The organism is Microbacterium gallinarum (assembly GCF_014837165.1).
Lineage (GTDB): Bacteria > Actinomycetota > Actinomycetes > Actinomycetales > Microbacteriaceae > Microbacterium > Microbacterium gallinarum.
In genome coordinates, this window is sequence record NZ_JACSPM010000001.1 from 437049 (window position 1) to 458521 (window position 21473).

Annotated in this window: 22 protein-coding genes; 4 read left to right on the top strand and 18 right to left on the bottom strand. The window is 70.6% G+C overall.

Annotated features, from left to right (window positions below; genetic code table 11):
* Positions 1–7 precede the first annotated feature (7 nt).
* Entirely contained in the window at positions 8–841 is an 834-nt protein-coding gene (locus H9622_RS02015) for an ABC transporter permease (protein ID WP_191763758.1), read from the bottom strand.
* Positions 838–1719, bottom strand: a complete 882-nt coding sequence (locus H9622_RS02020; RefSeq protein ID WP_191763760.1) for an ABC transporter ATP-binding protein — start codon at positions 1717–1719, stop codon at positions 838–840. The genes H9622_RS02015 and H9622_RS02020 overlap by 4 nt, the downstream gene beginning before the upstream one ends.
* Positions 1720–1895: 176 nt before the next feature.
* On the opposite strand from H9622_RS02020, the gene H9622_RS02025 reads away from it, so the two are divergent.
* Positions 1896–3098 (top strand): pyridoxal phosphate-dependent aminotransferase, encoded by a 1203-nt coding sequence (locus H9622_RS02025; protein WP_191763762.1) that lies wholly within the window; start codon positions 1896–1898, stop codon positions 3096–3098.
* Between the two features lie 183 nt (positions 3099–3281).
* Here H9622_RS02025 and H9622_RS02030 read toward each other — a convergent pair whose 3' ends face one another.
* From H9622_RS02030 to H9622_RS02080, 11 genes are all read right to left on the bottom strand, one after another.
* Entirely contained in the window at positions 3282–3920 is a 639-nt protein-coding gene (locus tag H9622_RS02030) for a PepSY domain-containing protein (protein ID WP_191763764.1), read from the bottom strand.
* 67 nt (positions 3921–3987) lie between these two features.
* Positions 3988–5313, bottom strand: a complete 1326-nt coding sequence (locus H9622_RS02035) for a sensor histidine kinase (protein WP_191763766.1) — start codon at positions 5311–5313, stop codon at positions 3988–3990.
* Positions 5306–5980 (bottom strand): response regulator transcription factor, encoded by a 675-nt coding sequence (locus tag H9622_RS02040; protein ID WP_191763768.1) that lies wholly within the window; start codon positions 5978–5980, stop codon positions 5306–5308. Before H9622_RS02040 ends, H9622_RS02035 begins: the two co-directional genes overlap by 8 nt.
* Positions 5981–6149: 169 nt before the next feature.
* Positions 6150–7286, bottom strand: a complete 1137-nt coding sequence (locus H9622_RS02045; RefSeq protein WP_191763770.1) for a UDP-N-acetylmuramate dehydrogenase — start codon at positions 7284–7286, stop codon at positions 6150–6152.
* Positions 7283–7696, bottom strand: coding sequence for a MaoC/PaaZ C-terminal domain-containing protein (locus H9622_RS02050; RefSeq protein ID WP_318246998.1), 414 nt, complete (start codon positions 7694–7696; stop codon positions 7283–7285). The genes H9622_RS02045 and H9622_RS02050 overlap by 4 nt, the downstream gene beginning before the upstream one ends.
* The gene (locus tag H9622_RS02055; RefSeq protein WP_191763772.1) at positions 7693–8142 is read right to left on the bottom strand and encodes an FAS1-like dehydratase domain-containing protein; all 450 of its coding nucleotides are present in this window, start codon (positions 8140–8142) and stop codon (positions 7693–7695) included. Before H9622_RS02055 ends, H9622_RS02050 begins: the two co-directional genes overlap by 4 nt.
* Before the next feature lie 41 nt (positions 8143–8183).
* Entirely contained in the window at positions 8184–8987 is an 804-nt protein-coding gene (locus H9622_RS02060; RefSeq protein ID WP_191765535.1) for a sulfite exporter TauE/SafE family protein, read from the bottom strand.
* A complete protein-coding gene (locus H9622_RS02065) occupies positions 8984–9826 on the bottom strand; it encodes a DUF2510 domain-containing protein (protein ID WP_191763774.1) in 843 nt (280 codons plus the stop codon). The genes H9622_RS02060 and H9622_RS02065 overlap by 4 nt, the downstream gene beginning before the upstream one ends.
* Before the next feature lie 95 nt (positions 9827–9921).
* Positions 9922–10923 carry a sugar phosphate isomerase/epimerase family protein gene (locus tag H9622_RS02070; protein WP_191763776.1) on the bottom strand — a complete coding sequence of 334 codons (1002 nt, stop codon included), beginning with the start codon at positions 10921–10923 and terminating at the stop codon, positions 9922–9924.
* 32 nt (positions 10924–10955) lie between these two features.
* Positions 10956–12101, bottom strand: a complete 1146-nt coding sequence (locus tag H9622_RS02075; RefSeq protein ID WP_191765537.1) for a Gfo/Idh/MocA family protein — start codon at positions 12099–12101, stop codon at positions 10956–10958.
* Positions 12102–12207: 106 nt separating this feature from the next.
* The gene (locus tag H9622_RS02080; protein ID WP_191763777.1) at positions 12208–13248 is read right to left on the bottom strand and encodes a substrate-binding domain-containing protein; all 1041 of its coding nucleotides are present in this window, start codon (positions 13246–13248) and stop codon (positions 12208–12210) included.
* Positions 13249–13563: 315 nt separating this feature from the next.
* Between H9622_RS02080 and H9622_RS02085 the strand changes: the two genes are divergently transcribed.
* From H9622_RS02085 to H9622_RS02095, 3 genes are all read left to right on the top strand, one after another.
* Positions 13564–15039 carry a sugar ABC transporter ATP-binding protein gene (locus H9622_RS02085; RefSeq protein ID WP_191763779.1) on the top strand — a complete coding sequence of 492 codons (1476 nt, stop codon included), beginning with the start codon at positions 13564–13566 and terminating at the stop codon, positions 15037–15039.
* On the top strand, positions 15036–16100 hold the full coding sequence (locus tag H9622_RS02090; RefSeq protein WP_318246999.1) for an ABC transporter permease: 1065 nt from the start codon (positions 15036–15038) through the stop codon (positions 16098–16100). The genes H9622_RS02085 and H9622_RS02090 overlap by 4 nt, the downstream gene beginning before the upstream one ends.
* Positions 16101–16224: 124 nt before the next feature.
* Positions 16225–17403 carry an ROK family transcriptional regulator gene (locus H9622_RS02095; RefSeq protein WP_191763781.1) on the top strand — a complete coding sequence of 393 codons (1179 nt, stop codon included), beginning with the start codon at positions 16225–16227 and terminating at the stop codon, positions 17401–17403.
* On the opposite strand, the gene H9622_RS02100 is transcribed toward H9622_RS02095, so the two are convergent.
* The 5 genes from H9622_RS02100 to H9622_RS02120 form a co-directional block, all read right to left on the bottom strand.
* On the bottom strand, positions 17381–18400 hold the full coding sequence (locus H9622_RS02100) for a cation diffusion facilitator family transporter (protein ID WP_191763783.1): 1020 nt from the start codon (positions 18398–18400) through the stop codon (positions 17381–17383). The genes H9622_RS02095 and H9622_RS02100 overlap by 23 nt on opposite strands.
* The gene (locus tag H9622_RS02105; RefSeq protein ID WP_318247000.1) at positions 18397–18918 is read right to left on the bottom strand and encodes a type 2 periplasmic-binding domain-containing protein; all 522 of its coding nucleotides are present in this window, start codon (positions 18916–18918) and stop codon (positions 18397–18399) included. The genes H9622_RS02100 and H9622_RS02105 overlap by 4 nt, the downstream gene beginning before the upstream one ends.
* Positions 18915–19811, bottom strand: coding sequence for an SDR family oxidoreductase (locus H9622_RS02110; protein ID WP_191763785.1), 897 nt, complete (start codon positions 19809–19811; stop codon positions 18915–18917). The genes H9622_RS02105 and H9622_RS02110 overlap by 4 nt, the downstream gene beginning before the upstream one ends.
* 298 nt (positions 19812–20109) lie before the next feature.
* A complete protein-coding gene (locus H9622_RS02115; protein WP_191763787.1) occupies positions 20110–20325 on the bottom strand; it encodes a CDGSH iron-sulfur domain-containing protein in 216 nt (71 codons plus the stop codon).
* Positions 20322–21380 carry an iron-containing redox enzyme family protein gene (locus tag H9622_RS02120; RefSeq protein WP_404802842.1) on the bottom strand — a complete coding sequence of 353 codons (1059 nt, stop codon included), beginning with the start codon at positions 21378–21380 and terminating at the stop codon, positions 20322–20324. Before H9622_RS02120 ends, H9622_RS02115 begins: the two co-directional genes overlap by 4 nt.
* Positions 21381–21473 lie beyond the last annotated feature (93 nt).

The window sequence follows — 21473 nt, forward strand, 5'->3', positions numbered from 1 at the left end:
GGTGAGGCTACGCGTTGCGGCGGATCCACCGGAAGGTGATGAGCGACATGATCAGCCCCACGACGAGCCAGATGCCGAGGGCGGCCGCCACGCCGACCAGGTTCCACTCGCCGCCCGGCTCGAGTGCCGCGTACTCCTCGGGGAGGAACACGGCGCGCATCCCCTGCGCCATCCACTTGAGCGGGAACAGCGAGGCGACGTTCTGCAGCCACTCCGGGAGCTGCCAGAACATCAGGTACACCCCGGAGATGAACTGCAGCACGAGCCCGATCGGGATCACCACCGCCGTCGCGCTCTTCGCGCTGCGGGGCAGGGCCGACAGGGCGATGCCGAGCAGTGCCGAGGTCGCGATGCCGAACACGAAGACCCACGCGAAGGTGAACCACTGCGACGGCTCGGTGGGCAGCGGCACGCCCAGGGCGAGCCCGGCGACGGCGAGCAGCAGCGCCGCCTGCAGCACGCCGGTGACCATCACCTGGACGATCTTGCCGAGGAAGTAGCTCACCGGCGACAGCGGCGACCCGCCGAGTCGTTTGAGGGTGCCGTCCGCCCGCTCCAGCGCGATGTCGATCGCGAGGTTCTGGAAGCCCGACAGCAGGAGTCCGGCGGCCATCATGCCCGGCAGATAGAGCTGCGCCATCGGCAGGGCCGGCAGGCCGGGCGCCATCTGCACATCGCCGTCCGCGCCGAAGGCGACGCTGAACAGGCCCAGCATGAAGACCGGGAACAGGAAGGTGAAGAACAGCGTGTCGCCCGAGCGGAAGTACTGGGTCAATTCGAAACGCGCCCGCCACAGCCCGGTCGGGACGATGCCGGGCACCCTGGTCGCTGTCATGCTCATCGCACGGTCTCCTTCGCCAGCTCGGCCGCCGAGCCCGATGCGCGCGCGACCAGTTCCAGATAGATGTCCTCGAGGCTGGGCCGGACGATCTCGAGCCGCTCCGGCTCACCGCCCAGTCGGAGGCTCAGCTCGCCCACGAGAGCGAGGGGTGCGGTGGAGCGCTCCTCGCGCTGTACGCCGTCCTCGAACCAGCGCACGACAGGCACGCGAGCATCCGGCCCGCCGAAAGTGTCGACCGGGCCGAGCGCCTGCAGCCGGCCGTCGGCGATGACCGCCACCCGGTCGGCGAGCTGCGCCGCCTCGTCGAGGTAGTGGGTCGTGAGGAGGATCGTCGTGCCGTCCGCCTTGAGTCCGCGGATCAGCTCCCAGAACTCGCGCCGCGCCTCGGGGTCGAAGCCGGTCGTGGGCTCGTCGAGGAACAGCAGCTCAGGTCGCCCGATGATGCCCATGGCGACGTCGACCCGGCGCTGCTGCCCGCCCGACAGCTTCGAGGTGCGCATCTTCGCCTGCGCCGTCAGGCCTACGGCGGCGATCACCTCGTCCACATCGCGCGCGTCGGGGTAGAACCCGGCGTACTGCCTCAGCTGCTCGCGCACGGTGAGCAGGCCGCTCTGACCGCAGGTCTGCAGCACGATGCCCAGGCGCGCCTTCCACTCGAGGCCGCCGCGTTCCGGGTCGACCCCGAGCACGCTCACCTCGCCACCGCCGCGACGGCGGTAGCCCTCGAGGATCTCGACGGTCGTGGACTTGCCGGCGCCGTTGGGGCCGAGCAGGGCGAAGGTCTCGCCGCGCTCGATGTCGAAGCTCACGCCGTCGACGACGGCGCGGCCGTCGTACGTCTTCCGCAGGTTGCGCACCTGCACTGCTGGAGTTCTCATGCCTCCAGCCTCGCGGGGGCGAGGCGGCTCCCCCAGCCGTCATCCGCAGGAGGAGGCATCCCCCATTCGGTGGAGGACGGCGTCGACCGAGTGGGAGGCCACGCGAGCCACGGACTGTCGTGCGGCCCACGGATTCCGGACAGTGCACAGCGCCCGGTCGCACTACGCTCGTAGGCGTGACAGACCGCGCCCCGCTCTCCCGCAAGCTCTCCGCCATCGCCGAGTCCGCGACCCTCAAGGTCGATGCGAAGGCGAAAGCACTGCAGGCCGCCGGCCGCCCCGTGATCTCGTACGCGGCGGGCGAACCGGACTTCGCCACGCCGCAGTTCATCGTCGACGCCGCCGCCGCGGCGCTGCACGACCCCGCGAACTACCGTTACACGCCCGCCGTCGGCCTCCCCGTGCTGCGCGAGGCGATCGCGGCCAAGACGCTGCGCGACTCGGGTCTCGAGGTCGACCCGTCGCAGGTCATCGTCACCAACGGCGGCAAGCAGGCCGTGTATCAGGCCTTCCAGGCGGTCGTGAACCCGGGCGACGAGGTGCTGCTTCCCGCTCCCTACTGGACGACCTACCCCGAGGCGATCGCCCTCGCCGACGGCGTTCCGGTCGAGGTCTTCGCGCCCGCCGAGCAGGATTACAAGGTCACCGTCGACCAGCTCGAGGCCGCCCGCACCGACAGGACGACGGCGCTCGTCTTCGTGTCGCCCTCGAACCCGACCGGCTCGGTCTACACGCCGGAGGAGACCCGGGCGATCGGCGAATGGGCCGTCGAGAACGGCATCTGGATCATCACCGACGAGATCTACCAGAACCTCGTCTACGAAGGCGTGCGCGCGGTCTCGATCGTCGAGGCGGTTCCGGATGCCGCGGCCCAGACGATCCTCGTGAACGGCGTCGCCAAGACCTACGCCATGACCGGCTGGCGCCTCGGCTGGATGGTCGGGCCGAAGGACGCCATCAAGGTCGCGGCGAACCTGCAGTCGCACCTGTGCAGCAACGTCAACAACATCGCACAGCGCGCGGCGCTCGCGGCGCTGTCCGGGCCGCAGGACGAGGCGGAGCAGATGCGCCTCGCGTTCGATCGCCGGCGCCGCCTGATCGTCGCCGAGCTGTCGAAGATCGAGGGCGTCACCGTGCCCAACCCGCTCGGGGCGTTCTACGTCTACCCCGACGTGCGCGGGCTGCTCGGCCGTGAATGGCGGGGCAAGACTCCGGCCACGACGCTCGAGCTGGCAGATCTCATTCTCGAAGAGGCCGAGGTCGCCGTCGTACCGGGCGAGGCGTTCGGGCCGAGCGGCTACCTCCGGCTGTCGTACGCGCTCGGCGACGACGCCCTGCTCGAGGGTGTCCAGCGCCTGCAGCAGCTCTTCGCCTCGTAGACCGAGTCACCCCCGCTACTGCGGCGCGGTTCCGCGCCGGACTCGACGAGTTGCCGCTGGTGGCGGGTCTGCAGCCGTTGTCCCCACCAGAACTCACCGCCCGCCGGTGAGCGCCCGCAAACCTGGAACCGCCCGCCGCATGGGGAGGCGGCGGGCGGTTCTGGGGGGATTCTCTGGGGAGAGTCAGTCGACCTTCACGACGGCGAAGTCCGCGTCGAGTTCGACGTCGGCATCGTCGCCGTTGCCGAGGTCGATCTCGACCTCGTAGACGTGGTCGGCGTCGTCGCTGAACTCGACGCTGGTGACGGTGCCGGTGCCCACTTCGGCGAGCGCCGCGTCGGCCGCCTTCGTGCGGACCGCGTCGTCGGTGACCGGCAGGTCGTCGCCCGTCGACTCGCCCGACGCGTCGTCCGACGAGCCGTCGTCCGACGAGCCGTCGTCGGGGGTCACGGAGACGATGCCGAACTCGGCGTCGAGCTTGACCTCGACGAACCCGCCGGCGTCCAGGCGGATGTCGATCTCGTAGGCGTGGGTCGGGTCGTCGTCGATGTCGGCCTCGACGACCGTTCCGGGGCCGGTCTCCTCGAGCGCTGCCGCGATGGCGGCGTCGAGATCGGCCGGGTTCCCCGACGCCACTCCGACGGGTCCGCTGCCGGGGGCCGCTCCGCCGAGCGAGTTCGTGTCGGGGGTGGCGGCGGGGGTCGCCGCGCTGGTGGTGGCGAGTGTCGCCTGCGGTGCGGTGTTCGCGGCGAATGCCGCTGCTCCGCCGGCCAGCGAGGCGACGACCGCCGCGGACGTGATGATGATGGCGCTCTTTCGCATGGTGTCCTCCTGGGTAGGACTCCACTTTCGCGAGTGGATGCTGAAGCCAGCCTGAAGCCCGCGAAGATCACTCCGGCAGGCACAGCGTGAACCGCGCGCCGCCGAGTGCGGCGTCGTCCAGTCGCACGCTCCCCCCGTGCGCGCGCGCGATCTCCGCGACGATCGCCAGCCCGAGGCCGCTGCCGCCGGCATCCCGCGACCGCGCTTCGTCGAGCCGCACGAACCGCTCCCAGACGCGCTCCCGCTGGTCGGGCGGCACGCCGGGGCCGTCGTCCTCGATCACGACGACCGCCATCCCGTCGGCCTGCGCCGTCGACAGCGCGACGCGGCCCGAGGCGTGACGGACGGCGTTGTCGACGAGGTTGCGGACCGCCTGGGCGACGAGTCCCACGTCGGTGCGCGCACGGACCGGACGGATGCCCGACCCGTCGACCTCGACGGCGGTGGTGGCGCGCACGCGCTGCGCCTCCGCGAAGAGCACGTCATCGAGGTCGACCTCGACCGCGTCGAGCACGAGCGCGTTCTCGTCGGCCTTCGCGAGCACCAGCATGCCCTGCACGAGCCGCTCCAGCCGCGCACCCTCGCCGAGCACCGTGTCGGCGAGCAATCGCGGCGAGACGCGCTCGGGGTGGGCGAGGGCCACCTCGGCGTACTGCCGCAGCACCGCGAGGGGCGACTTGAGCTCGTGCGAGGCATCCGAGATGAAACGTCGCTGACTGTGCTGAGCGGTCTCGAGACGAGCGAGCATGCCGTTCATGGTCCGTGCGAGACGGCCGACCTCGTCGGTGGTGTGAGGGTCGTCGACCCGGCGCGAGAGGTCGCTGGCCGTCACGGCGTCGACCTGGCTGCGGAGGCGGTCGACGGGCGCGAGCGCGCGTCCCACCGCGATCCACGTCGTAACGCCCACGACGAGGACGACGAGCGGCACCGACACGGCGAGCAGCGTCGCCACCGAGGCCAGGGTCGCGTCGGCGGCGGCGGTGCTGCGGCCGGCGACGACGACCCAGTCGCCGCCGTCCCGGTCCGCCGCGACGACGAACACCCCCGCACCGGGGATGTCGATCGCATCCGCGAGCGCACCCTCGCGGTCGGCGAGCGGTCCGAGGTCTTCGGCGACATCGCTGGCCGCCACGACGGATCCGGTGTCGCGGTCCAGCACCTGCCAGAACCGGTCGTCGTCGACGTCGGGGAGAGAGTCGACCCCGGCATCGTCGACCTGCTCCGCCCACGCCGTGGCATCCTGCACCGCGGCGACCTCGAGCTGACCGAGCAGCGAGGTGCGCAGCGTCAGCCAGAAGCCGACCGCGCCGGCGATGAGCGCGACGGCGACCACTGCGACGGCGACCGACGTGATCCGCGCCCGGATGCCGAGCCGGCGTCGTCGCTCAGCCATCGGCGTCGATCTTGTAGCCCGCCCCGCGGACGGTGCGGATGGAGGTACGGCCGAAGGGTCGGTCGACCTTGGCCCGCAGATGCCCGATGTAGACCTCGACGATGTTCGGGTCGCCGTCGAACGAGAAGTCCCACACCGCCTCGATGATCTGCGCCTTCGAGACGACCTCGCCGGCGCGCCGCATGAGGAAGGAGAGCACCGCGAACTCGCGGCTGGTCAGTTCGATGCGCGTGCCGTCGCGCGAGACGTCACGCGAAACGGGGTTCAGCACGAGATCGCCGACGGTGAGGACGACGGGCCGGGGCGTCGACCCGCGGCGCGTGAGAGCGCGCAGGCGAGCCAGCAGCACGGCGAACGAGAAGGGCTTCGTCAGGTAGTCGTCGGCGCCGGTGTCGAGACCCTCGACCTGATCCCACACCCCGTCCTTGGCGGTGAGCATGATCACCGGCGTCCAGTTCTCCTCGTCACGCAGTGCGCGGCACATCGAGTAGCCGCTCATGCCCGGCAGCATGACGTCGAGGAGGATCACCGCGTACTCGTTCTCTCGCGCGAGCCACAGGCCGTCCACGCCGTTGTGCGCGACGTCGACGGAGAAGCCCTCCGCCTCGAGACCACGGCGCAGACCGTCGGCCAGACGCACTTCGTCGTCGACCACCAGCACGCGCATGGGTCCATCGTGTCCCATCCGACCTGAATCGCGCCTGAAGCAGCGCCTGAGCCCGACGAGTTGCCACCCGCGGTGGGTATGCGGGCCGTCGATCCCACCCGAACGGGCAACTCGCCTCCCGCCGTGCGGCGCTGCCGGAGGACGTCGCGCGACGCGCCGCTGCGCCGCGCTAGAGCTCGACGCCGACGAGGACGGGCTCGGGCTGGAGCAGCAGCCCGAACTCGGCCTGGACGCGCCCCTGGATGTAGCGGGCCAGTTCGGCGAGCTCGGCCGCCCGCGCGCCCCCGCGGTTGGTCAGGGCGAGGGCGTGCTTGCTCGACAGCGCCGCCCGCGAGCGCGGCAGCTTGAACCCCTTGCGCAGACCGCTGTGCTCGATGAGCCAGGCCGCGCTCACCTTGACGTCGGACTCCACGGTCTCGGTCGGCGGCACGTACCCGTCGTACGCCGCGAGCGGGATGACCACCACGGGATCGATGTCGGGCGCGACAGGCCAGCGCGGGCACTCCGGCGGAAGGGTGCGGGCGAACGAGGGGGACACGATCGCGTTCTGGAAGAACGACCCGGCGCTGTACGTGTCGGGGTCGTCGGCGTCGAGCACCATGCCCTTGCGCCCGCGTGTGGTGAGGACGTGGTCGCGCACCCAGGCCACCGACACCGCGTCGCCGGGCCCGAGGCCCAGGGCGGTGCGCAGCTGCTCACCGGGGATGGGGCGCTCGTCGTGTCCGACCTCGGCCAGCTCGAGCGTCACCGACAGGATCACGGCGCGCCGCTCGGGCGCGGAACCGTAGTGGTGCTTGAGCACCGACGTGCGGAAGCCGAGACCGAGTTCCGACGCCGGCACGGTCGACACGTCGCCGGTGGCCTCGTCGATCAGGTCGACCTCGACGAGCGTCTGGACGATCTCCTGGCCGTACGCGCCGATGTTCTGCACCGGCGCCGCCCCGACCGAGCCGGGGATGCCCGACATCGCCTCGATGCCGGCGAGGCCTTCTGCCACCGCGTGTCCGACGAGGGCGTCCCAGTCGTGCCCGGCCTGAACTCGCAGCCGCGTGAAGCCCGGTCGTGGCGAGGGCAGTCGCTCGACGCCCCGGGTGAGGATGCGCACGACGGTACCGTCGTAGGGCTCGTCACCGACGAACAGGTTGGATCCGCCGCCCAGCACGAACCACGGCTGGCCGTCGGCCCACACGTCGCGGAGCACGGCGACGAGCTCGTCGGGCGTGGCCGCCTCGAACATGCGCGCCGGTGCGCCGCCGGTGCGCAGGGTCGTCAGCTCGGAGAGCGGGACAGGGGTGACCTCGGTCATGCGGTGCGGACGCGCACCTGCGCCTTGCCCAGCACGGTCACCCCGTCGAACGTCACCGTCAGGTCGATGCGCGCGCTGTCGTCGTCGACGGCACCGGCCTTCGCGACGATCGTGACGTCCGCACCGGCCTCGGGGTCGACGACGACGGGGCGTGTGAAGCGGACGCCGTACTCGAGGATGCGACCGGCGTCGCCGAGCCACGGCACGATCGTCTCGACGGCGAGGCCCATCGTCAGCATGCCGTGGGCCAGCACGCCGGGAAGCCCGACCGAGGCGGCGACGTCGTCGCGGTAGTGGATCGGATTGAAGTCACCGGATGCCCCGGCGTAGCGCACGAGGGACTCCCGGGTCAGATGAACGGTGCGCTCGGCGACGATGTCGCCCACTGCGACCTGCAGGGCGGCGCTCACCGGTCTCCCTCCCCTACGAGCAGGACGGACGTCGCCGTGACGACGTGCGCGCCCTCGGCGTCGGTGATCTCGGCATCGCTCGTGACCATGGCGTTGCCGCCGAGCGTGCGGATGCCGGTGACCGTCAGGCGCGCGGTCAGCTCGTCGCCGGCGACGATGTGCCGCGAGTAGCGGAAGCGCTGCTCGGCGTGCAGCACGTTCTGCAGCACGATGCCCGAGTCGGGCTCGGCGAGCAGCTGCTGCAGCGTGAGATCCTGCACGACCATCGCGAAGGTCGGCGGCGCCACGACGTCGGGATACCCCAGCGCCTGCGCGGCTGCGGGATCGGTGTGCTGCGGGTCGGTGGCGAAGACGGCGCGCGCGAACTCGCGCACCTTCTCGCGGCCGACGAGGTAGGGGGCCGTCGGGGGGAATTCCCGGCCGACGATCTCGGGGTTCACTGGCACCAGGCCATCCTACCGAGCCGCCCCTGCGCACTCGCCGGTCGCTACCGCCGTCGGCCCCGGACGGCCCGCAGAGCCATCTGCACGGCGATCACGACCAGGAAGGCGGCGAAGAGGATGTTGCCCGTGAACGGGTCGAGGACCGTGGCGAGCCACGCGCCGAGTGCTGTCGTCGTGCACGCGGCGACGCCGATGATCGCGGCGGCGACCAGATCGACGTTGCGGCGTCGCACGTTCCCGATGGTGCCCGAGACGGCGGTCGGGATCATCATGAGCAGCGACGTGCCCTTCGCCACGAGGTCGCTCGTGCCGAAGAGCATCATGAGCGCGGGCACGACGATGATGCCGCCGCCCACGCCGATCAGGCCCGCCGTGATGCCGGTCACGACGCCCAGCGCGACGAGTCCGGTGCCCGATGGCAGAGTCAGCACGAGCTCCGCCTCGCGGGAGGGCACGACGAGGAAGAGACTGACGATCACGAGCACGAGGAAGCCGACGAACGCCCAGCGGAGGATGGTCTGCGACAGCCGCGGCAGCAGCCAGGTGCCGATCTGCGCGCCGACGACGGCGCCGGCGGCGAGCAGAAGCGCCGGGATCCAGGCGACCGAGCCGTGGAGGGCGTAGGAGATCACGCCGACGGTCGCCGTGGGCACGATCGCAGCGAGCGACGTTCCGGCCGCGAGACGCTGGTCGAAGCCGAGGATGAGCACGAGCAGCGGGACGATGACCGTGCCGCCGCCGACGCCGAACAGCCCCGACAGCAGGCCGGCGAGCAGCCCGATGCCGACGCACGTGAGGATGAAGCGCGCATCTCTCGGGCGCGCGGTGGAGCTCTCGGCCACGCTCAGTCGGCGAGGTCGTCGAGGTCGTCGATGGCCCAGCCTCCGTCGACCGGCACGACCGTGTACTCGTACTGGGCCCGCTGGGCCTGCGGTTCGGCGAGGGGCTCGCCCGACTCGTCGAGCAGGGCGTCGAACGTCTCGGTCGTCGAGATCAGGATCGCGTCCGCCCCGGTCGCGATACCCGTCACCGTGAGCTCGTAGTCCTCGAGAGAGGCCGCGAATCCGGCCGCGCGCTCGGTGAAGGCGGCGCAGTCCGCGAAGGACGTGGCCTCACGGAACTCCTCGGTGGTCGCCTCGGTGTAGGCGTCGCAGTCCCCGGTCTGCCAGGCCTCGTCGTACAGCTCGACCGCGGCGACGGCGGCCTGCTCGTCCGGCCCCGACGGCGCGACCGACTGCTGCGAACCCGTGGTGAGGCTGAGGAAGATGAGCGGGATCACCACGGCCGCGGCGATGACGATGCCGAGCATCACGACGCCCAGGACGACCCACAGGATCCACAGGTTCGACTTGCGCGGCTCGGTCGCCGCCGTGAACGCGCCACCGCCGGCCTCCGCGCCCGGGTGTGCGCCGGGGTACGGGACCTGCTGCGTGGCGGCGGCGGGGTACTCGGGCGCGGCTCCGACGGGCGGGATGCCGAAGCCCAGCGCCGTCGCGGCATCGACCTCAGCCGCCTCCCGCTCGGACTCGGCTTCGGCGGCGGCGACGATCTCGGCCTCCGTCGGCGCGACGTCGCCCTCGGCCGTCTCGGGGTCGGGCTCCGCGACGTGCTCGGTCCACTGCGTACCGTCCCACCAGCGCAGCGCACCGTGTCCGTCGTCGTACCAGCCGGGAGGTGTCGTCGCCATGCTGAAACCCTATCCCGGCGCCGTCGGCGCCGTCCGATCCAGACAGCGGAGGGGTGGGATGCCTCGGGCCGAGACATCCCACCCCCATGACTGTGTCAGCGGCTGCTGAAAGCCGCGTCGAACGCCGCCTCGGGAGCGGCGAACGCATTGCGCTTGACGAACTCGAGCGCCTCCGGGGCGCCGATGAGCCGGTCCATGCCGGCGTCCTCCCACTCGACCGAGATCGGGCCGTCGTACCCGATCTGGTTGAGTGCGCGGAACGCCGCCTCCCAGGGCACGTCTCCGCGGCCGGTCGACACGAAGTCCCAGCCACGGCGCAGGTCCGCCCACGCGAGGTGCGACCCGAGCCGGCCGTTGCGGCCGTTGCCGAGGTTGAGCTTCACGTCCTTGCAGTCGACGTGGTAGATCCGGTCGGCGAATTCGAGGATGAAGTCGACCGGGTTGAGCTGCTGCCAGATGAAGTGCGACGGGTCCCAGTTGAGCCCGAACGCCTCGCGATGGCCGATCGCCTCGAGCGTGCGCACCGTCGTCCAGTAGTCGTAGGCGATCTCGGACGGGTGCACCTCGTGCGCGAAACGCACGCCGACCTCGTCGAACACGTCGAGGATCGGGTTCCAGCGGTCGGCGAAATCCTGGTAGCCCGCGTCGACGGCCTCCTGCGAGACCGGCGGGAACATCGCCACGTACTTCCAGATCGACGACCCCGTGAACCCGACGACGGTCTTCACACCCAGTTTCGCGGCGATGCGCGCGGTGTTCTTCATCTCCTCGGCGGCACGCTGACGCACGCCCTCCGGATCGCCGTCGCCCCACACCCGGTCGGACAGGATGTCGCGGTGGCGCTGGTCGATCGGGTCGTCGCACACCGCCTGGCCCTTGAGGTGGTTCGAGATCGCCCAGACCTTGAGCCCGTTGCGCTCGAGGATGTCGAGGCGGGACTGCACGTAGGCGTCGTCATCCCATCGCCACGGGTCGAGGTGATCGCCCCAGCAGGCGATCTCGAGGCCCTCATAGCCCCACTCGCCGGCCAGCCGAGCGACCTCCTCGAAGGGAAGGTCGGCCCACTGGCCTGTGAACAATGTGATCGGTCGCGACATTGCGGTTCCTCCGGTTCTCGGTGTTGGCGGGTTCAGTCGTCGGCGCGAACCCAGGCGCTGCCGGCCGCCGAGCTGCGCTCGACCGCATCGAGCACGCGCTGAACGTGCAGTCCGTCGTCGAACGAGGGCCGCGGCTGCGTGCCTTCGCTGATGGCGGTGACGAAGTCGTACACCTGGTGCGAGAAGCCGTGCTCGTAGCCGAGCATATGACCGGTCGGCCACCAGGGGGCGAGGTAGGGGTGATCGTGCTCGGTGACGAGGATGCGCTGGAATCCGAGACCGGTCTCGGGCAGCGTCGCGTCGTAGAACTCGAGCTCGTTGAGACGCTCGAGGTCGAACGCGATCGCCCCCTTCGAGCCGGAGACCTCGATGCGCAGGGCGTTCTTGCGCCCCGTCCGGAAGCGGGTCGCCTCGAACGAGGCGAGAGCGCCCGACTCCAGGCGACCGGTGAACAGTGCGAGGTCGTCGACGGTGACCGTCCCGCGCTCAGCCGAGGCCGTCCCCGACAGACCGATCCCCTCGCCGAGCAGCGGACGCTCCGAGACCAGCGTCTCGAGGATGCCCGACACCGAGGTCACCCGCTGTCCGGTGATGTACTCGGTGAGGTCGATCGCGTGGGCGCCGATGTCGCCCAGAGCACCCGAGCCGGCGAGGTCCTTGTCCAGGCGCCACGTCATCGGCCCCTCGGGATCCATGAGCCAGTCCTGCAGGTACTCGGCGCGCACCTGGCGGATCTCGCCGATGCGTCCGGCGGCGACGAGGTCGCGCGCGAACGTGGTCGCCGGCACGCGCCGGTAGGTGAAGCCGACCATCGAGCGGATGCCGCGAGCCGCCGCCGCGGTGGCGGCCGCGGCCATCGCCTCGGCCTCGGCGACGGAGTTGGCGAGCGGCTTCTCGCACAGGACGTGCTTGCCGGCCTCGAGCGCCGCGATGGCGATCTCGGCGTGCGTGTTGCCCGGGGTCACCACGTCGACGACGTCGATGTCGTCGCGGGCGATGACCTCGCGCCAGTCGGTGGCGGACTCGGCCCAGCCCCATTTGCGGGCGGATGCCTCGACCGTGGCCGCATTGCGGCCCACGACGACGGTCATCTCGGGCTCGAGCGGAAGATCGAAGAAACGGGGGGCGACACGCCACCCCTGCGAGTGTGCGGCGCCCATGAAGCCGTGGCCGATCATGGCGATGCGGAGCGTCTCAGTCAACGCGGTGTCCTCTCTCTCGGGAGGTGAGGCGCGGGGGGGGGGGGGGGGGGGGGGGGGGCCCCCCGCGGATCGATCGTCGGGCTTACTCGAAGGAGAGGTCGATGAAGTCCTCGACGTTGTCCTTCGTGACGACCGGCGCGTCGAGCACGATCCGGTTCGGGATACCGGGCGTGATCAGGTCGCCCAGCGTCTTCTGCTGCGCGATGAGACGTGCCAGCGCCACGCCGTCGGCGGCCTGCGTCGACGGGTAGATGACCGTCGCCTTGAGCACGGAGTCGTCCGCCTCGATGGCCTCCATCGCGGAGCGGCTTCCCGCGCCGCCCATCATGAAGAACTCGTCGCGACCGGCGGAGTCGATCGCCGCGAGGACGCCGATGCCCTGGTCGTCGTCGTGGTTCCAGATCGCGTCGATCTGCGGGTTGGCCGCGAGCAGCTGGGATGCCGCCGCCTCACCGCCGGCGACCGTGAAGTCGGCCGCGACGCGGGCGTCGACCTGCAGGCCGCAGTCCTCCAGCGCGTCGGCGAAGCCCTGCGAGCGGTCCTGCGTCAGGGGCAGGGAGTCGATGCCGGCGATCTCGGCGACGAAGCCCTCGCCACCGAGCTGCTCGCAGATGTACGTGCCGGCGCTGACGCCCATGCCGTAGTTGTCGCCGAGGATGGTGGCGCGCGCGGCGAACGGGCTCGAGAACTCGCGGTCGACGTTGATGACCGGGATGCCGGCCTCCATCGCCGCGATCGCGGCCTCGGTGAGCGCGGCTCCGTCGGTCGGCAGCAGCACGATCGCGTCGACACCGTCGTTGACGAAGGTCTCGACGGCCGCGATCTGCGCGATCGGGTCGTTGGTGCCTTCGGCCACGCGCAGCTCGACGTCGTCGAAGCTGTCGGCCGCGGCCTGTGCGCCCGAGTTGATGGCGCCGAGCCAGCCGTGGTCGGCCGCGGGGCCCGAGAAGCCGATGACGACGGTGTCGCCCGACTCCGCGTTCTCCTCGGTGGTGGTGCCCTGGTCGACGACGTTGTCCTCGTCGGCCCCGCCCCCGGTGCAGCCTGCGAGAAGACCGATGGCGGCCACGACGGCGGTGCCGGTGAGCACGAGTCGCGTGCGCGCCTTCAGGTGTGAGCGCATGTGTTTCCTCCTTGAATGTGATGCAGCTAGGACCAGCGTGGTTCTGAGGGGGAGCTGCCCGCACTCGAGGGGGTCCACGCTGACGAAGTTCACCGTAGCAGAAGTGCACCTCGCTTTGTCATCTTTTGTTTTCCGCCCGTCAGAAGTCCCTGAATCCCAACTGACCTGCAGAAGTTCGTGCAGCTGAGCGGTGACGTCGCCCATGCTTCGAAACCTCGACCGGCGAAAATGTGCTCGTCCCCCGTGGGCCGGACGTGTTATGTTCACCGGGTGATCAAAGTTGACCATCAATCGGCATTACTGTCCGTCAAGGGCGTGACGAAGTCCTTCGCCGGAGTCCGCGCCCTCCGCGGTGTCGACCTCGAGGTCCTCCCGGGCGAGGTCCACTGCGTCCTCGGACAGAACGGTGCGGGCAAGTCGACGCTCATCAAGACCCTCGCCGGCGTCCACCGCCCCGATGAGGGCGAGATCTCGTGGCTCGGCGAGACGGTGCAGATCCCCGATCCGGAAGCGGCCATCGAGCTCGGCATCGCGACGATGTACCAGGAGCTCGATGTCGTCGACGGGCTCACGATCGCCGAGAACATCTTCCTCGGTCACGAGCTCGCACGCGGCGGGTTCACGAAGCGCTCAGAGGCCGCGCGGCAGACCCGCGAGCTGCTCCGTCGGCTGGGGCATCCCGGACTCTCTCCCCACACCGAGGTGGGAAGCCTCAGTGCCGCGAACAAGCAGATCGTCAGCATGGCGCGCGCCCTCTCGCACGACATCAAGCTCATCATCATGGACGAGCCGTCCGCCGTGCTCGACACCGAGGAGGTCAAGAACCTCTTCCACGTCGTGCGCGAGCTCACCTCCGAGGGCATCGCCGTGGTGTACATCACCCACCGGCTCGAGGAGATCCGTCAGATCGGGGACCGGATCACCGTCCTCAAGGACGGCCGCACCACCGCGGTCGGACTCCCGGTCGCCGACACCGCCACCGCCGATCTCATCCGCCTGATGACCGGCCGCGAGGTCGCCAACGTCTTCCCGCCGGCCGTGCCTGTGCCCGCAGACGCACCCACGGTGCTCGAGGTCGAGGACCTCGCGCTTGCGGGCGCTTTCTCCGACGTGTCGTTCACCGTCCGCGCGGGCGAGGTCGTCGGTCTCGCCGGCCTCGTGGGCTCTGGCCGCTCCGAGATCCTCGAGACGGTGTACGGCGCCCGCCGGGCAACGGCCGGCTCAGTGAAGGTCGGTGGGAAGCAGCTCCGGCGCGGCTCGGTCGTGCACGCCGTCCAGGCGGGCGTCGGCCTCTCCCCCGAAGAGCGCAAGAGCCAGGGGCTCGTGCTCGACGAGCCCATCTACTTCAACGTCACCCTCGCCTCCCTCAAGCGCTTCGCGAAGGCCGGGTTCCTCGACGAGCGCAGTGCGCGCGCGGCGACGCGCGCACAGATCGACTCGCTCGAGCTGCGCCCCGCCGACCCGGACCGCCAGACGATCACCCTGTCGGGCGGCAATCAGCAGAAGATCCTGCTGGCGCGGTGGCTGGTCCACGGTACGCGCGTCCTGCTGCTCGACGAGCCCACCCGCGGTGTGGACGTCGGCGCGAGAGCCGAGATCTACTCGCTCATCCGCGAGCTCGCCGCCGCGGGCAACGCGATCGTCGTGGTGTCGAGCGAGATCGAGGAGGTGCTCGGCCTCGCCGACACCGTGCTCGTCGTCGCGGACGGCCGCGTGCTCGAAACCCTTCCCGCCTCCCAGATCGACGAGCACGGTGTGCTCGATCTCGTCATGAAAGGAACCGCCGCGTGAGCGAGTCCACCCCCCTCGGCACCGACGCCGTGCCCAGCTCGAGCGAGGCACCGCCGCCCGCCGGCCCTGTCGACACGACGCAGAAGTCCGGCCTCCGCCGGTTCATGTCCGGCTCGGTCGGCCGCAACCTCGGCCTCGTCGTCGCGCTGCTGCTCCTCGTCATCGTCGGTGCGGTCACCGCGCCGGACACCTTCTTGACTCTGAGCAATACGCTCACCGTCCTGCGCCAGGCGTCGATCCTCGGCGTGGTCGCGATCGGCATGACGCTCGTCATCACCGCGGGCGGCATCGACCTCTCGGTCGGATCGGTGCTCGGCCTCGCGTCGGTCGTCGCAACGCTCGCCGCCATCCAGGATCTGGCCGACCAGCTCCACTGGATCGTCATGATCCTGATGGCGCTCCTCGTCGGCGTCGCGGCCGGACTGATCAACGGCATCGTGATCGCGTACGGCAAGGTCGTCGCGTTCATGGCGACCCTGGCGATGCTGATCGCCGCGCGCGGTCTCGCCGAGGTCTTGGCCGAACGACGCACGCTGCAGGTCGGCAACCGCGACCTCATCAATTTCCTCAACGCCGATCTCATCGGCGTCGACATCCTGATCTGGATCTTCGCCATCGTCGCGGTCCTCGGATGGATCATCCTCAACCGAACGACCTTCGGGCGGCGCACCGTCGCCATCGGCGGCAACCGCGAAGCGGCACGTCTGGCGGGCATCAACGTCAAGCGCCACACCATGTGGCTGTACGCCATCTCGGGCCTGTGCGCGGGCATCGCGGCGATCATGTACCTCGGCCGCACGACCGCCGGAACCTCGACGCACGGCACGCTCCTCGAGCTCGACGCGATCGCCGCGGTCGTCGTCGGCGGCACCCTGCTCGTCGGCGGGCGTGGCACGATCACAGGCACGGTCTTCGGCGTGCTGATCTTCACGACGCTCACCAACGTCTTCGTGCAGAACAACCTCAACTCGTCGATCCAGGCCGTCGTCAAGGGCGTCATCATCGTGGTCGCCGTGCTGCTGCAGCAGCGGTTCGCGAAGCCCACTGGACGAGCGACCTGAGCGGATGCCGCCGCCCGGCGCCGTGCACTTTAGACGGTCGCATCGCGCCGGGCCGCGGCATCCCGTCGGAAGTCATCGGACTTCGGCGCCTTCTCGGCCGCCGATAAACTGAAATGTGGCGAAAATGAGCATCGAAACGGCCCCGAACGTCTCGGGAGTCAGTCAGCTCTTCCAGCTTCTGCGCGACGGCGTTCCTCGCACGCGTGCCGAGCTGGCGAAGTCGACCGGTCTCGCGCGCTCGACCATCGCAGCGCGCGTCGACGAGCTCATGCGGATGGGCCTCATCACGCCGATCGCCGAGACGGTGTCGACCGGCGGTCGCCCGCCCTCCCAGTTCGCTCTGAACCCCAGCGCCCGTCTCGTGCTCGCCGCCGACATCGGCGCCTCGCACGCCACGCTCGCGGTGACGGACCTCGCGGGCAGCATCGTCGTCGAGCACGGCGAGCCGCTCGACGTCTCGCTCGGCCCGGTGCCGGTACTCACGTGGCTCGTCGACAACGCCGTGGCGCTGCTCGAGCGCATCGGCCGCTCGACCGACGACGTCGCCGCCATCGGCGTCGGCATCCCCGGGCCCGTCGAGCACTCGACCGGGCAGCCGGTGAACCCGCCGATCATGCCGGGCTGGGACCGCTTCGACGTGCCCGGCTGGGTGCAGCAGCACCTCGATGTGCCGGTCCTCGTCGACAACGACGTGAACATCATGGCGCTCGGCGAGCGCGCCGCCGCCTACCCCGGTGTCGAGCACCTCATGTTCGTGAAGGTCGCGACCGGCATCGGCGCGGGCGTCATCTCGGGCGGTGCGCTGCAGCGCGGCGCCCAGGGCATCGCGGGCGACATCGGGCACGTGCGCGTGGCCCGCGGCGCCGGCGTGCCGTGCCACTGCGGCAACCAGGGCTGCCTCGAAGCGCTGGCCTCCGGCCCCGCGATCGCGCGCGCCCTGCGCGCCCAGGGCGTGCCGGCCGAGAACGGCAATGACGTCGTCGACCTGGTCAAGCGCGGCAACATCGACGCCATCCAGGCCGTGCGTCAGGCCGGCCGCGACATCGGCGAGGTGCTGACGACCTGCGTGAGCCTCGTGAACCCGTCGGTGATCGCGATCGGCGGATCGATGGCCCGCGTCGGCGAGCACCTCATCGCCGGCGTGCGCGAGGTGGTCTACACGCGGTCCATCCCGCTGGCGACCGAGCATCTGGCGATCGTGCAGTCGGTCGCCGCGCAGAACGCCGGCGTGCTCGGGGCGAGCGTGCTCGCGATAGAGCACGCTCTCTCCCCCGAGACCCTCAGCTCGCTGGTCTCGGCCTAGCGGCGGAGGCCGACCGTGTCCGCGCCTCCTCGGCGTCGCCTCGCGACGCCTCGTCGGGCAGGTCGGTGACGGGGACGACGATCACGTCCTGCACCTTCCAGTCCATGGCGGCGATCGCGGTGCGCGCGGCCTCGAGGTGATCGATCGACACCTTGGGCCGATGCGGCACGACGAACGCCTCGACGTGGAACACCTGGCCCATGTCGCGGATGCGCACCGCCGCCTCGCGCACCCACGGCTGCGCCTCGAGCGCCGCCACGATGCGCCCGTGGAGCGGATGCCGCGCCTCGTCGTCGTGCGTGCGGGCACGCTGATCGATCAGGTCGAGCACGGCGGACTTGGAGTTGCGCCAGCCATCCCTGACGATGCCGATCGAGATGAACAGGGCGGCCGCACCGTCGAGCCACCAGAGCCCTATGCCGATGCCGAGCACGCCGACGATCGCGGCGACCGTCGTCGTCCAGTCGGCCTTCGCCATGTCGGCGTCGGTGTAGAGCACCTTGTTGTGGAGCACCGGCGCGAGCTTCGCCTTCGCCGGACCGTAGACGAACGGCCCGATGGTGATGAGCGCCATCGCGCCCACCATGAACCACCCGAGCCATACCGTCTGGCCGAACACCTGGACGGTGCCGATCGCGGGATGCTCCTGCCGCACGAGGCCGAGGACCGCCTCGACGGCGAGGTTGCCGCCGACGGCCAGGAGCGCGACGCCGGCCACAAGGTGCCCGACGCCCATCGCGCGGTGCAGGCCGTACGGATACTTCCGGGTCGGGCGTCGCCGGATGACGAGGAGCGCGACGAGGAAGGAGATCTGCGGGATGAGCGACAGCATGTCCTCGATCCACGCGGTCTTCATCGCCTGAGATCCGCCGACGACGAGCGCGATGATCGCGATCGTGACGATCGTGTAGCCGATCGTGAACCACTCCCACCGAACGGCCCTGCGCAGCGCCTCCTGCTGCTCGGCGGGAAGGTCGGTGCGGCCCATGGACTTCATCGCGACACCTCCCCGTCGAGGTAGGTCTCCAGTGCCGCCTGGAGTCCGTTCTCGCCGAGCGGCAGCAGCACGGCGACGTCGGCGCCCCCGGAATCGGGGATGCCCGGATACCCCCGGGTCACCGACACGCGCTCCGCCCACGGCGTCGCGGCGGTGATCCCTCCGATCGCGAGATCGAGGGATCCCTCCTCCAGGTCGGCGACGAGGTCCTCCTCGCTGTCCACCGACCACTCCACCGTCGCGTCGTGCTCGCGCGCGAAGCCCTCGATGAGGTCGGCGAGCGCGCCGTCGACGACGGTGCCGTCCACCACGACGAGGTCGCCGCTGGGCGAGGCCCCGACGCGCAGCTCGCCACCGGTGATGCGGTCGAGCGCCCCGTCGGGGTCTGTCGGGATCTCCAGCCCGCACCCCGACAGCGTCGTGACGCTCGCGGCGAGCACGACGGCGAGCGCTGCGCGCGCCGCTCCCGAGAGGCCCGTCGGCGCGCGACGTGCCCCTCGGGAGCGGACGCCCCTCACAGCGGTTTGCCTCCGGTGACCGGGAGCACGGCTCCCGACACGTACGACGCGGCCTCGGAGGCGAGGTAGACGTAGGCGCCGGCGAGTTCGGCGGGCTGTCCCGGCCGGCCGAGCGGCGTATCCGTACCGAAGGTGGCGATGCGCTCGGCATCCCATCCCGTCGCGGGGATCAGCGGGGTCCAGATCGGACCGGGCGCCACGGCGTTCACCCGGATGCCCTTCTCGCCGAGCTCCTCGGCGAGCGCCTTGACGAACGCGACCTGCGCCGCCTTCGTCATCGCGTAGTCGATGAGCCCCGGCGAGGGGTTGAACGCCTGCACCGACGACGTGACGATGATCGAGCTGCCCGCCGTCAGCTGCGGCACGGCCTGCCGCGCGGTGTAGAGCATCCCGTACAGGTTGGTGCGGAAGACGCGGTCGAACTCCGCGGTCTCGAGGGTCTCGATGCCCTCACGGTCCTTCTGGTACGCCGCGTTGAGCACCACGATGTCCAGACCGCCGAGCGCCGTCACCGCATCATCGACGATCGACGTCGCGAAGCCCTCGTCGCGGATGTCGCCGGCGAACGCGGCTCCGGTGCGCCCGGCATCCTTCACGAGCGCGATCGTCGAGTCGGCGTCCTCCTGCTCCTCCGGCATGTGGACGATGGCCACATCGGCCCCTTCGCGCGCGAACGCGATCGCGACCGCCCGGCCGATGCCCGAGTCGCCGCCGGTGATGAGCGCTTTGCGACCTTCCAGCCGGCCGGCTCCGACATACGAGTCCTCGCCGTGGTCGGGTTCGGGGCGCGTCTCGTCGGTGAGCCCCGGCTGCTCCTGCTCCTGGGCGGGGAAGCCGCCCTCCGGGTGCTTGTCGCGCGGGTCGGTCTGGGTGTCGGCGTTCGTGTCGGTCATCGCGTCGCTCCTTTCGATGACTCGACGGTATGAAGCGTCCGCCTGGGCGGGGAGGGGCTTGACGGACGCGAAAGACATGACCGAGCGGATGCCTCGGCCCCCGGCATCCGCCCCTCGCCTCCCCCACCTGTCCCAGATCAGGGGATTCGACGACATCAGGACGATTCCGCGGAAATCAGCCTGATCTCGCCAGATCTCCTGATTTCGGCGACGCCGCGAGGCACGCGAGCACGGCAGAACCGAGCGGATGGCGCGGCCGCGGCATCCGCTCCTTGCCGAAGCCGCGCCTCCACTCGGGTCACGATGTCGAAGGCGGGGGTTCAGTCGAGAACCGGGTGAGCTTGTGGGTGCCGTCGCACCAGGGCTTGATCGCCGAGGCTCCGCACCGGCACAGGGCGACCGTGCGTCGAGGGTTGTCGAGCGGCTCGCCGTCGTCGCCGAGGATCTCGACGTCGCCGCGCACCAGCAGCGGCCCGTTCGCGCACGCGGTGATGACCGGCGTCCGCCCGCTCACGACGCGAACCCGTCCCCGGCCCGCAGCGACGACCGGCCGGCTTCGAACGCCGTGCGCAGGTGGCCGGCGCTGAGGTCGTCGAGAGCGAGGCAGGCGGCGGCCCCGAACATGATGTCGGGCACCAGCTCGGGCCGCTGCTCGGCCAGCCCTCCGGCCAGGTCGTGCGCGGCGATCTGCTCGTGCACGGCGTCCGCCTCGACGTGCTCGTCGAAGTACTCCGTGACCTCGGAGTCGAAGCCCAGCCGCCGGAAGGCATCGCCGTACGAGCGGTTCGGCAGCGAGGACGTCATCTCGAACGCCGCCAGGTGGCCCACGATCGCGCCGACCAGGCGACGATTGAGACCGAACATCGACATCGCGTTCTGCGAGGCGAGAGTGACCGCGGGCACGGCGTCGGCGTATGCGCCATACGACGAGTCGAGGCCGGCGCCCCTCATCGTGCGGGCGAAGATCTCGGCGTGGACGCGCTCGGGCCGCCCGCCGCCGTACTCGTCGGACTGGATCTCGACCAGAGCGGCCTTCGCCCGCCCGGTGAGCCGCGGGATGGCCCAAGAGTGCGGGTCGGCTTCGCGGAGCGTGTAGATGCTGCGATGGATCAGGAACTCCCGCGCCTGCTCCAGCGACGCCTCCTTGGCGAGGAAGCGGGAGAGAGAGGGTCCGGGCGACGGTGCCGTCAGGTCGAACAGCGCCTGCGCGATCGCGGCTGCGTCCGGCTCCGGGCTGTCGGGAACCCGGACGGTGCGGCGAAGGGATGCCTCGAAGGCCGACTCCAGGATCCCCCGCGCCTCGACCAGCGCAGGATGCCACTCCCAGCCGGCGTCGATCCATTCGACCGACCCGTAGACGCTCGCGTAGAGCAGGAACAGCGTGAACTGGATGTCTTCGTCGGTCGTGACGTCGTCGCTCTCCAGCACGGCCTCCCGGCAGGCGCGGACCATCGCATCGCGGCGATGGGCGAAGTCGTCGTGCATGAGGATCGCCAGCGTCGTCGCGCTGAGCGGCCCCCGCGGCGCGAAGGCGTGAATGGCGGTGGATTCGATGTCGGCGATCGTCATGGGTCCTCCTGGTGACGCGCCCGCGGGCTGCCGCGGCGATCGCTTCGACTCTCTCAGGCGCGACCCGCGAACCGGAGGGGTTGACGCCGCGCC